At 40.3% G+C, this 12,097-nt stretch carries 12 protein-coding genes; 4 read left to right on the top strand and 8 right to left on the bottom strand.

The genetic code is table 11. The features are described from left to right. Positions 1–110 precede the first annotated feature (110 nt). From ABJK37_RS15195 to ABJK37_RS15180, 4 genes are all read right to left on the bottom strand, one after another. Entirely contained in the window at positions 111–1,127 is a 1,017-nt protein-coding gene (locus ABJK37_RS15195; protein ID WP_348355642.1) for an aspartate-semialdehyde dehydrogenase, read from the bottom strand. A gap of 57 nt (positions 1,128–1,184) precedes the next feature. After that, positions 1,185–2,312, bottom strand: a complete 1,128-nt coding sequence (locus ABJK37_RS15190) for a 4-phosphoerythronate dehydrogenase (protein WP_348355639.1) — start codon at positions 2,310–2,312, stop codon at positions 1,185–1,187. 214 nt (positions 2,313–2,526) lie between these two features. Further along, positions 2,527–3,417, bottom strand: a complete 891-nt coding sequence (locus tag ABJK37_RS15185; RefSeq protein ID WP_348355636.1) for an alpha/beta hydrolase — start codon at positions 3,415–3,417, stop codon at positions 2,527–2,529. Between the two features lie 3 nt (positions 3,418–3,420). Continuing rightward, entirely contained in the window at positions 3,421–4,176 is a 756-nt protein-coding gene (locus ABJK37_RS15180) for a class II aldolase/adducin family protein (RefSeq protein WP_348355633.1), read from the bottom strand. A gap of 91 nt (positions 4,177–4,267) precedes the next feature. On the opposite strand from ABJK37_RS15180, the gene ABJK37_RS15175 reads away from it, so the two are divergent. Continuing rightward, on the top strand, positions 4,268–4,957 hold the full coding sequence (locus ABJK37_RS15175) for a Crp/Fnr family transcriptional regulator (protein ID WP_348355630.1): 690 nt from the start codon (positions 4,268–4,270) through the stop codon (positions 4,955–4,957). A gap of 11 nt (positions 4,958–4,968) precedes the next feature. Here the strand turns inward: ABJK37_RS15175 and ABJK37_RS15170 are convergent, their stop codons facing one another. After that, positions 4,969–5,154 (bottom strand): DUF2970 domain-containing protein, encoded by a 186-nt coding sequence (locus tag ABJK37_RS15170; RefSeq protein WP_348355627.1) that lies wholly within the window; start codon positions 5,152–5,154, stop codon positions 4,969–4,971. Between the two features lie 223 nt (positions 5,155–5,377). Here ABJK37_RS15170 and ABJK37_RS15165 point away from each other — a divergent pair, with 223 nt between their 5' ends. Further along, positions 5,378–5,896 (top strand): hypothetical protein, encoded by a 519-nt coding sequence (locus tag ABJK37_RS15165; protein ID WP_348355625.1) that lies wholly within the window; start codon positions 5,378–5,380, stop codon positions 5,894–5,896. Positions 5,897–5,992: 96 nt separating this feature from the next. Here the strand turns inward: ABJK37_RS15165 and ABJK37_RS15160 are convergent, their stop codons facing one another. From ABJK37_RS15160 to ABJK37_RS15150, 3 genes are all read right to left on the bottom strand, one after another. Continuing rightward, entirely contained in the window at positions 5,993–7,432 is a 1,440-nt protein-coding gene (locus ABJK37_RS15160; RefSeq protein WP_348355623.1) for a hypothetical protein, read from the bottom strand. Positions 7,433–7,590: 158 nt separating this feature from the next. Then, positions 7,591–9,198, bottom strand: a complete 1,608-nt coding sequence (locus tag ABJK37_RS15155) for a cation:proton antiporter (RefSeq protein WP_348355620.1) — start codon at positions 9,196–9,198, stop codon at positions 7,591–7,593. Between the two features lie 273 nt (positions 9,199–9,471). After that, positions 9,472–10,161: a hypothetical protein gene (locus tag ABJK37_RS15150; RefSeq protein ID WP_348355617.1), complete on the bottom strand. Its 690-nt coding sequence runs from the start codon at positions 10,159–10,161 to the stop codon at positions 9,472–9,474. Positions 10,162–10,622: 461 nt separating this feature from the next. On the opposite strand from ABJK37_RS15150, the gene ABJK37_RS15145 reads away from it, so the two are divergent. Together ABJK37_RS15145 and ABJK37_RS15140 are read left to right on the top strand one after the other, a co-directional pair. Beyond that, entirely contained in the window at positions 10,623–11,303 is a 681-nt protein-coding gene (locus ABJK37_RS15145; protein ID WP_348355614.1) for a DUF2293 domain-containing protein, read from the top strand. 13 nt (positions 11,304–11,316) lie between these two features. Then, positions 11,317–11,922, top strand: coding sequence for a DNA-3-methyladenine glycosylase I (locus ABJK37_RS15140; RefSeq protein ID WP_348355611.1), 606 nt, complete (start codon positions 11,317–11,319; stop codon positions 11,920–11,922). Positions 11,923–12,097 lie beyond the last annotated feature (175 nt).

Here is a 12,097-nt window from a genome sequence, read left to right as displayed (position 1 = left end):
GGTATAACACTTAATTGTCTGATTCAATGGTTTTAGCTAAGGATATTATCGGCAACAATAGGGAATTATTGAGAGTCACATTTGAACTGTGACTCTCGCTGGAACGTGACCTACATATAATCCCTAACAAGCACCTCTGCGATCTGGACACTGTTAGTTGCAGCGCCTTTGCGCACGTTATCAGAAACAACCCACATATTGATCCCGTTAGGATGAGAGATGTCATTCCTGACACGCCCAACATGGGTATCATCGTTTCCACTGGCACTACTTACTTGAGTAGGAAAATCCTCTCGGTTTCTATGTAGTACAACTCCTGGCGCGTTTTCCAACAAATCCTTTACTGCTTCAGCATCAATAGGCGCACGTGTTTCTAAGTGAATCGCTTCGCCATGACCATAAAAGACCGGTACACGCACAGCTGTTGCATTCACTAATATAGTGTCGTCGCCCATTATCTTTTTGGTTTCCCACACCATTTTCATTTCTTCTTTGGTGTAATCATTATCCATAAAGGCATCGATTTGTGGAATAACGTTAAACGCAATTTGGCGACTAAATACATCGGGCTTGGCCTCTTTAGCACTTAACAAGGCCGCGGTTTGATGGGCTAACTCATCTATTGCAGATTTGCCGCCTCCTGATACAGACTGATAAGTAGAAACGTTAATTCTCTCTATACCCACCGCGTCATGAATAGGTTTTAGAGCCACCATCATTTGGATAGTAGAACAATTTGGATTGGCAATAATATTGCGATTACGGAACTCTGCTAATGCTTGTGGGTTAACTTCTGGCACAACCAATGGAATATCTGCTTCATAGCGATAATGAGAGGTATTATCGATCACCACACAACCTGCTTCAGCCGCAATCGGTGCAAATTTTTCAGAGACACTGCCGCCAGCTGAGAAAAAACCTAGCTGAACTTGACTCCAATCAAATTCATCAGCATCTAAAACGGTAATCTCTTTTCCCTTGAAGGTCACCTTTCCGCCTGCAGAACGTGCGCTGGCTAATGGATAAAGTTTGTTGATTGGAAAATCTCTTTGTTCAAGAATTTCAATCATGTGTTGTCCTACTAATCCAGTAGCGCCCAACACGGCGACATCAAAGGCCCGAGACATGGTTTTATTACTCCTAAAAATTTAAATAAAATGGGATTATCATGAATTTTAGCCACACTATTTTGCAGCTAAAAATCCAAGAGCGTAGATTGCCTTTGAATCAACAAAATTTCCAGTATTTACCGCGATTGCAGAAAATTCTCTTCTTATAGGATAGTGTTTTCGGATATATCTAAATTGCTCGGGCCCCACGGCTTGTTTTTTAAAAACTTGATCATCTTTGGAAATATCGTACACGTTAAGAATTAGTTGGCTCGCCGCCGCTACGAGATCGTTCTCAGCATCCACCTTAAATGGTCCTATATTAGGTTCGGGCAAATAATCACTGAGTTTTTTGTGCACTTGCTTACCCAACCATTCACATAAAGCCACATATAACATTTCGGTGCCTCTGGCCTTACCTTCAATTGTGTGGCCAGCTATGTGTGCAGTGGCAAGCGAAATATAGGGGATCAATTGCAATTTGATATCGGGTTCGTTATCCCAAACATCTAACACTAGATTGAGCTTTTTGCCTTGCTCAAATAACTCCAAAGCAGCTTGGTTATCCAATACTTCACCACGACATGCGTTGATTAACAATTGTTGCTCAGACAATTGCAACAATCTTTGTTTATCAAACAGGTTTTGAGTTTGATACTTACCTGATTTAACCCATGGCACGTGTATGCTAATAATGTCACATTGCATGATGTCATCCATGCCAACAAATTCACGACTGTCGCCAGCATCTTCAAGCGGAGGATCACACAATTTATGTTTTATACCAAGCACACTCAAGCGTTTGGACAAAGCCGTGCCCACATGCCCTGCCCCAATAATACCCACTGTTTTGTGTTGTAACTGCCAGTTGTATTGATTGGCTGTTACCACCATGGCACTCAGTACATATTCAGCCACCGCGACTGCGTTACATCCACCAGCAGAAACAAAAGGGATACCTCGCGTTTCTAAATAACTCTGGTCGACATGGTCTGTCCCCGCAGTAGCGGTCGCTACAAATTTAAGGCGTGAATTTTTCGAAAGTAAATCAGCGTTGACTTTAGTCGTCGAGCGAACTAACAAAACGTCTGCATCAGCTAACATGTCAGGGTTGACGGACTTGTGGGAGAAAACCTGACACTCTCCGAGTTCTTCAAAAAACTCAGCGGCATAAGGCATACTGTCTTCATAGTAAATTTTCATAATTAGGGGATAGCAAATTTTATATGAGGATTATTATGCCACGCTCTGAACTATTTTTTTAATTAACTACTGCCAGTTACCAACCAGTTTCTGAAAATCTATTTAAGTCAGGGCAGCCAGGTTCAGTTTTTTAACAGTAAAAATTGGCGTTGTTTCGACACGCTGCCAATCGAAGCTAATATTTGTCTAGAACATAGAGTGTATTGCAGCAAACCTAAACAATGACCTCACTCAAGAACCTTTGATACAAATCTAAAACATCTTGCGGTGCCTCAAGTTGTGGATAATGCCCCACGTCTAATGCCGTAGTTTTAGGATTAGGGACAATCTCAATATAGTGATCAAGCATATGTTGCCCAGAGATAGGATCTTGTACCCCATTGATAAAATACAAAGGGACCGATGTGCTGACCATACTTAGGGTCCAACGTTGGTCGTGTTCGCTGCGCTCGTCAATATAGCTCAATAAATTTGGTAACACCCTTTTACCATTGTTATGTTCAATAAGTTGCCACAAGATATTTATTTCATCATCTTGGGGCTGACTCTTAACGCCGAATATTTTACTAAACCCCCGACTTAGACTCGCCTTGTTCATAAAATAACTTGCTACACGACCGATTCGACTTTTTAACAGTTTTTGTGTCAATAAAGGTCTATGGTGAGAAGCAAATACCCCCCCATTTAGAAAACAAAGCGACAAAATTTTAGCCGAGTGACCTGATGTTTCATGGCGACTTAATAACTCCTGTGCCACAGAATCGCCATAGTCATGCGCAAGAATGTGATAGTTTTCAACGCCCAATTGACTCAATAGCGATGTTATAATATCGGCTTGCTCCAGCAAGCTATATGGATAGTTTGTAGGTTTCGCCGACAAACCGAAGCCCAATAAATCTAAGCTAATTAAGCGATACTGTTTAGCCAAATGTTGCCATTGATAATACCAATCCCACGCAGCGCTCGGAAATCCATGAATAAATAAAATAGTTGGCTTGTTTGGATGTTTATGGAAATCCAATGATTGCCAGTGAGCAATACGATGTCCGCACAACTCACTGAACTGAGCATTTTTTATGTAAGCTTTTAAATCACGTTTTAGCAACTGTTAAAGCTCGTATCCAGGATTGTTACGATCTAATTTACGTAATATTCCAGGCCATGCCAAAGCACCACCTGCAGAGCGTGTAACTTGTTTAGCTTGAGCTTGTATTCCCGCTAAAATCTGCGACGGAATAAGGTTCAATTCTTGGCCACTCGCTTGGGCTTTAAGCTGAATTTGGCAGGCACATTCCAGAAAATACATATACACAAATGCATCGGCAATGGTTTCGGCACAAGTCAACAAACCATGATTACGTAAAATCATGAAATAGGTTTCACCAAGGTCTGCCACTAGCCGTGTTTTTTCATCAGGGTTTAATGCCACACCTTCGTAGTCGTGGTAAGACAATGACGAAAGAGGAAACAACGATTGTTGACTCAGAGGTAAAAGCCCATCTTTACTCGCTGACACCGCAATACCCGCCGCGGTATGTAAATGCAGTACACACTTTGCATCCTCTCGAGCTTCGTGCACAGCACTATGAATAGTGAATCCCGCGGGGTTAATGTCATAATCCGATTCCATGACTTTGTTACCTTGTAAGTCAATTTTAACCAAACTAGAAGCGGTGATTTCTTCAAACATCATCCCGTATGGATTAATTAAAAAATGATGTTCTGGACCAGGCACACGAGCAGATATATGGGTAAACACAAGGTCGTCCCAACCGTGCATAGCGACGGCTCGATAACACGCAGCTAGATCAACTCGGGTTTGCCATTCTTGTTCACTCACTTGTTGTTTTACTGAAGTTGTCATTTGTTTTGTTCTCAGTTGAATATTAATTAGCTTACGATAAGCTAGGGACCACAAACTAAACTGTCGCCTAATTGACAATTGCTGAGTTTTTATGAAATCACACGAAATCCGTCAGATCCTCTCGCAAAATCCATGGTTTGCTTCTCTTCCAGAATCATTAGCAAATACATTACTTGAAAATGGAAAGCGAAAAGTACTGAACAATCAACAAATATTGCATAAAAAAAACGATCTGGCAGACGGGTTTTACTGTGTACTTAGTGGTCGAATTCGAGTCAGTAACTTTTCAGTAGAAGGTAAAGAGCTAGTACTAACGTGGATTCAACCTGGTAATTGGTTTGGAGAAATTTCACTGATTGATGGACAGCCACGCACACACGATGGACATGCTGAAGGTACAACGACACTATTAAAAATCACCAAGTCAGCTTTTGAGAAAATATTCAATGACCATCAGGATTGGTCGCAGCACCTTATGCGCCTTCTGTGTCAAAGAGTGCGTGCTACTTTCAGCCTAATAGATGAGACTGGTTGTTTATCTTTAAAAGGTCAGCTGTGTAAAAGGTTAAGCTTGTTACACAAAGGATTGGAAGAACAACAAAATACACTGACAAATGAATTAACTATTTCTCAAGATGCCCTTGCGCAACTTATTCATAGTTCTAGGCAAACGGTCAACAAAATATTGAAAAGTTTACAAAAAGAAAATGTCATAAACATTAAATATGGAAAGATCATCATTTTAGACAAAAGCGCACTTGATAAGTTAAGCCAAATCTAACGACTTCTATTTTAAAGTACTAGATTCACTATCAACACTAAGATACCAATCAAACCAAGTACAAATAGCACTCCAACTACGGCATACGGCACAAAAGAAGCCTGTTCAAAATCACTTTTGTAGTTAGCGTCACTTTGCACACCCAACATACTGGCAGCAACACTTTTAAAGACGTCCAACAAATTTTTCTTTGCCATATTGATAACGCTCCTGTGTAGTTAAAGTTAATAAACTATTAACAATAGGTTATACCCTTGAGTGATTTTCACCAAATCTTTTGTGTTGTCTACCCGATGCTGGACCTGTAAGCCAAAAGAACAGTCGGATATAGCTAAAAATTCCTAAAGCGTATTAACCTAAGCGGATGAATGAAGTACCTTATAGGCTAATTCATCACATTTGTTTGGTCTTATAAACGCTATGGCATCAACTAAGTTTCACAGTACGTTTCGTCAATACCACCGTTGGTTAGGTTTTTTCCTCTCGGGCATAATGGCCGTTTATGCTATCAGTGGCATTTTGTTGATTTTCAGGAACACCGACATACTCAAATACCCACAACAAGAACAACGCCAGCTAGCAACGCAACTTAGCGCAGACGCTTTAGGGGAGCAACTACGAATCAAGGGTTTTAGAGTACTAGAGCAAAATGAATCAACGGTTATTTTTAAGCAAGGTAGCTATGACAAAACCTCTGGATTAGCGGTCGTAAACCGCAAAGATTATCCGTTAGTGCTTCAAAAGCTCGTCAAATTGCACAAAGCCACCACTAATAGTCCACTCTACTGGCTGAACATTAGTTTTGGTGCAAGTTTGTTATTTTTTGTGTTTTCGGCTTTTATCATGTTTCTACCAAAAACCAAATTATTTAGAAATGGCTTAAAAATAGCTGGAGTAGGATTTATTTTCGCCATTTTGGTGCTGGTTTATGGTTCTTGATACTATGACAAATCATCCCGTTTAGTTTTGCCTTGTTGATTTCGACTTTATTCGCTCGGTAACAATAATGGCTCGCTCTGGGCATGCTGACAAAAACTAAAGGCTCTCTAACCATATTTTAGCTTGGGCAATTTGCTGAGAGTTTTTCGACCAATTAATCACGTTTCCAAGGTAAAAATTGGCATATTCCTTGTTGTTCATTTTCACCATGTATGAGCCGGCTTTATAGTTTAGATAGAGATTCGAAGGCATTAGGTTCACCGCCGCGATAATTGCTTCAGATGACTTTTGGTACTCACCAATTTGCCAGTATAAATCGGCTAAAAATACCTGAGTTTGACTGAAACGCCCCTTCTTTTTCGCTTGTTCTAAATAGTATATTGCTAACCGTCGCATTTCATCGTTGCGTTTGGACAATCGTTTTGTCAGTTCCTTATATGCCTGCCCTATATTGAGGTACACCTCTGCATCCAAATTTTTAGTGCGGACTAATCCATCCAACAGAGCCATGGCTTGAGTGGTTTTCCCTTGGCGTACCAATAAAAATGACTGAACCGATAGCGCCTTTAAATCATTAAGCTCCAGGGCTTGTTGCAGAAATTTATCGGAACTTTTGCGTTGACCTTTCGAAAATGCCAAATGTGACATATTGGCATAGAGCAGCCCCTGATTAAGCTTTTCGCTTTGATAATCCAAACTAAACTTAGGTATTGTAAAGCGCTTGGCATATAGGATCCGTTTACGATTGTAACGTTCCAACTGTTTTTGCAACTCGTCAATACTGACAACAAAAGATTGCTCAAACGCTTCTAAAGGAGCCACTCCTTTATTGTACAGATTTAAAAACTTAGTCAACGAATCGTTGTAATCATCAAATCCATTCACACTGCTAAATTGCAAAAAATGTACAAAAAGCCAAGCGGTTGAGTAATATTTCTGAATGATGTTATTCGACGCAGACATAATATCGGTATGAGTAAATAAGCTTTTTAAATCAAGCAAACCACTATTTGCGTATTTCCCTGCTGCGCGATTAGCCATTTTACCAATAACCACATAATTCTCATCGTATTCCAAACTAGAATAAAGTTCGGCAATGCCTTCATCAAACCAACGTGGATACCTAAAGCTTGAATTCACTCTGAGTAAGTAATGCAAATATTCGTGATATAACGTACTCAAATCGAGTTTTCTTAAATTTCCGGGCCCAACTACCATTACTGGCCCCCGAACGGTATCCATGAAAAAACCACTGACTTTGCGGTTTGGTTGTATTTTTGCGTAATCGTTTTGACTTTTAAACACGTAGATATCAACAGGTGCAAAGTGTTTATTGTCTAAGTGTAATAATTCAACCAAGGTTGCTCTAAACACCTCAAAATCCAACAAGGCTCTTTCTACTTGTTCCGTGTCGAGATCAGAATAAAGCCTAAAATGAGGGCTTTTGAATTCAGTCCAAGTGCCAAATTCGGCACGTACACTAGTCGCAAAAAATATAAATTGCAGTAACAACGAAAAAAGGAATATCTGACGCAACGGCTGTCCATTAGAATTGTAAGAGTAAAATCGGCATTGATCTTGGCACAGCTGCAAACGAGGTACAATCATTGTGCTGGGTACCAATAAACTAAGAAGGTTTTTACAACTTAAGGGGGAGCAATGATCTAGGTTTCTAAGCGAACGCAATAATCAAATTAAGCTGCCGAATCCAAACTTTTCTTAACCAATAACAAAGCAGCCTCACGACGAGCGTGTACAAACGACTGTATAGTCAACCCTGCCAAAGCTGATTGCTCAGCGCGGCTATTCACCTTGACGATAAGTTTGGCATCTGGGTAATAATCCAACACCGCTTGACAGATAATCTTTTTGGTTACCAAGGTATTCATAGTGATAATGATATTGGCTGATTGCTCAACCTTAAGTGACTCCAATACAGGTAACTTTTCTAAGTGCCCAAAATATGCCATATAACCTCGGTCTCGGGCCAATAACACATGAGATAAGTTATCCGAAATAATCACAAATTTTTTGCCTTGTTTACTTAATTCCGTAGCGACAATACGCCCTACAATTGTAAACCCACAAATAATAATATGGTTAGTTGCCGCTATAGGGGTGATCTTATCTGACTCAAAAAATTCCACTACAAAATACGACGCTAACTTATAGATATTGTTCACCATAAAAGGGGTGATTATCATCGACAATACTGTGACCAAAATTAGAAAGCTGCCTAATTGTTCAGAAATAATGTGTTGGTTTGCCGCCAAAGAAAAAATCGCGAATGAAAACTCGCCAATTTGGCATAACGCAATAGCTGACTTTATGGCGTCACTTTTGTTTGATTTACGCCTAATCAGACTAAAAATTATCGCCCCTTTAACTAACATGGTTAAGAGTAATACCCCGAGTACTAAAAAGAACTCTTGGTAAAAATAGTGGATATCAATCTTAGTGCCGATAGAAAAGAAAAAAGCGCCCAGCAACACGTCTTTGTACGAAGCTATATCTGACTCAACTTTAACGTGGTAGTGGGTTTCGGCAATGATCATCCCTGCTATAAATGCGCCAAGAGAATAGGTAAACCCCATTTCGTGTGCCAGCAATGATGCCCCAATGACTATGGTTAAGACTGAACCTAAAAACAGCTCTTCGAGTTTGGCATTAGTAGAAAAATGTAATAACCATTCAATTAGCTTTTTGCCCAGAGTGAACATAAATAGGATTACAGCGCAGGCAGACAACAGGGTTTTAATAAGGATTTCCTGCATCGACAATTCATTATTGGCTAAAAAACTAATCAATAAAAGAATCGGTATCACAGCTAAATCTTGAAATATAAGAATGGCGACCGACTTTTCACCATAGGGTGTCACGATATCCTTAGATTTTTTTAGATAGGTCAGCACAATGGCAGTAGACGATAAACTAAATGACAAAGCGATAATGATTGAAGAAGTTGAATCTAACGCAAAAATATAATGGGCAACGGGATAAATCACCAACGCACTGAGTAGAACTTGCAAGGTACCGTTGATAAATACCACTTCTCGCATTTTTTTTAGCTTGGTAAAAGACATCTCCAAACCAATGGTAAACATCAAAAACACTATGCCAAATTCACCAATTAAATCTAACGAACTTAGATTTTCACTGCCATTAAAATCGAATATATTACTAATGATCGTGCCGGTAATGATGTAACCAATGATATGCGAAATTGAGAGCTTTTTTAAAACCAAATTAAGCACACAGGCAATTGCTAGGGAGATAAAAATAATGAGAAGAATTGAATCCATAATTGCCGTATTCGCCTTATCGCCATTAACATACTTATAACAAAAAGATGACTTTATTTAGTTAAACGCACCATTATAGAATAAGCATTAGTTGTGATTATGTCCAACGATACTAATTTGGTTTGGTCTTTATTTTTTGGTAGTGGTAACTGTTTTAACGGCGAACTAAATTTCCCCTTAAATAAGTCGGCGATTTTGTTAGGTGTAGCTAGGTGTTAACTGAAGGGCGTAAACTCACAAGTAGTCGCGTTGTTGATAACCAAGATTGAGCACTTATTTTATTTTCATTTCCTGAATCGTCTGTGTTAGTGCAATTTCGACCTCATCCGCCATAAACTGATATTTTTTGTGAAGAACATGGTAAAGGTTAGAGTCGAAGAGTTTAACGTAGTTTAAATTCGCAGTATTGAGGCGCCACAAGTCTTTTTCACTAGTGGGATAAATAGCGTATTTAAAGCGCTTCACGCTAACAAAATCTGGGATCACAGAAATATTATTCACTTCGTAAAACCCTGCATTCACCACGCCTTTGTACCCCTTCAGCAGCCCTGTTTGTGTTGCCGAAGTGGTCACTATTGTCAACTTTTCATCGGCTAATACATCCGCATTACAGGCTAGGCCTGGCTGGCACAACAAAGTAAAAATGCCTAGTACAACTGGCGGTTCAACTGTGATTAAGTTGTTGTATCCTCCCAAAACGATTCGCATATACCCCACATCTCCGTCAATCTTAGCCTCTTCTACTAGCCGCAAATTCCGATTAGAAGGCTGAGGCACAAAATGGGTTTCTATCCCCATTTTCCCATAACTAGCTTTGATAAGAGGAAGCAGGTAATTAATCATAGTGGGATGTTCGACATACGAAAATATCATATCAGTGGGTCGCTTTTGCTCTCTTGCTATCACTGCTCCCACTACAAAACATAGCAGTGCGTATAAAAATGAAACTCTAAATATGCTCATGAAATAACCCAAGTGGACATCTTAATCCAAATATTTTGCAACAACGCATTGCTCGTCTGGCAGTGGTTTTACACCAAACAGTTAAGGTTTGAAAGTTTTCTTATATTTTAGTGCGCAATGACTCAGTCAGGAGAATAAGTTTTTGAGGCGGCCAATTAATTTCTGAAATACGAAGAATAACCAAATTGCGACACGCGATACACGATAAAATTTCGGAATGAAATTGAATTAATTGCAACAAAGAAGCGACTTGGCCTCTAGAGGCACCACGCCCTAGTTTCCAATTTTCTGATGTCGGCGCTAATGTGTGCAAGTCATTAGCAAAGACCTAGGAGACATATTCAATTTTTATCGGCAGAGATACAGTGGTAACACTAGAGCTCTGAATTATCATGCCTGTGCTGTTAATTATATGAGACTATAGACTGAAAACTGATTCAATAACCCAGCGGAAGTAATGCATGCCTAAAGAAACACGCAGCTTTTTAATCACTGCGTCTGATGATCGTCTTAAAGATAAAACCGGCAAGGTTTTTACTGTGCCAACAGGTTGGGAAAATCTACCTGCCGGAGATGCCTCGGTGACACGCAAACTAAAATCACTAGGGCCAACTTGGACTGTTCAAGAAAAAAAGGGACGCAAGGCATTTTCTCATGGCGTTTGGGCTGCGAAAGAACAGATTGAAAAAGCGATAACCCTTGTCAAAGCGCAACGAGCCGATCCCAAACATCAAAAACAATTAGCCCAGAGCAAAATACGCCGCGAAGCAAAAGAAACGAGATTCGCCAAAGACTTTCAACAAGCTATTATTCAATTTCTCAACTTCGCCCCAAAACATCACCTTTTGGTTGAGAAATTGTCAAAGTTGGTAAAAGAACACGCTGTGCCCGTTGGTAGCGGCACAGTAGCCCGCAGCTCAGCAGTCACTTTAGAAGATAAGGCAGCCTTGGCAGTCATGGCCTGGATGCGCCACAAAACCAGTGCTTATGACTCAACACCCGTTCCCCGTGTAAAGGGAGCCAGGCGCGAACTAAGGCGAGAAATAGCCCGCCAATCGGAACGAATTCTAGCTAAATACCGTAGTGGAGCGGATGTCGATATTACGGTTTGTCCACTTTATCGGGCTTTACACACAAAATAAGTGAAATGTAACTATGTCAGAAATCTATATCGCCGAAGATGGCAAAGCGCGATGCGCTTGGTGTCAGGCAACCCCTCAGTATGTGGAGTATCACGACAACGAATGGGGCTACCCCGTTACCGATGATCAGCGGCTATTCGAAAAGATCTGTTTAGAAGGGTTTCAGTCTGGCCTGAGTTGGCTAACTATTTTAACAAAACGCGATAATTTCAGAGCCGCCTTTGCACATTTCGATTTTAACCTTGTGGCTAAATTTACCGATGAGGATGTTGAACGTTTAGTGCTAGACGCTGGCATAATAAGGCATCGCGGTAAAATCACTGCCACCATAAACAACGCCAAGCGAGCGCAACAATTGATAAAAGAATTTGGTTCATTAGCCCATTACTTTTGGCAATTTGAGCCAAAGCGCGATGAAACTGTTGCCCCAGAATTTATGGCCACATGCGAAGAGTCTGTCGCTTTATCCAAAGACTTAAAAAAACGCGGTTGGAAATTTGTTGGCCCCACAACTATGTACGCTTTTATGCAAGCCATGGGCATGGTGAATGACCATGCTAATGGCTGTGCTTTAAGGGTAAAGTCGATGGAGCTAAGAGCAGAGTTGATTCGCCCTTAAATTTGTTTATGCGCTGCGCTTTAATCACTGGGTTCACAAGGCATGACTACGCCACTTAAAAACAGAATAAAGCAGAGTAAGCAGTTTAAAAACAATAAAAAGCATCGGCTTCGCCGACAAAGCTAAAAAATGATCACAGAGAGACACAGAGTTTTAGGTGCGGCTACGCCGAAAA

Source organism: Paraglaciecola sp., from assembly GCF_039964565.1.
Taxonomy (GTDB): domain Bacteria; phylum Pseudomonadota; class Gammaproteobacteria; order Enterobacterales; family Alteromonadaceae; genus Paraglaciecola.
This window is presented reverse-complemented; position numbering and strand designations above follow the sequence as displayed.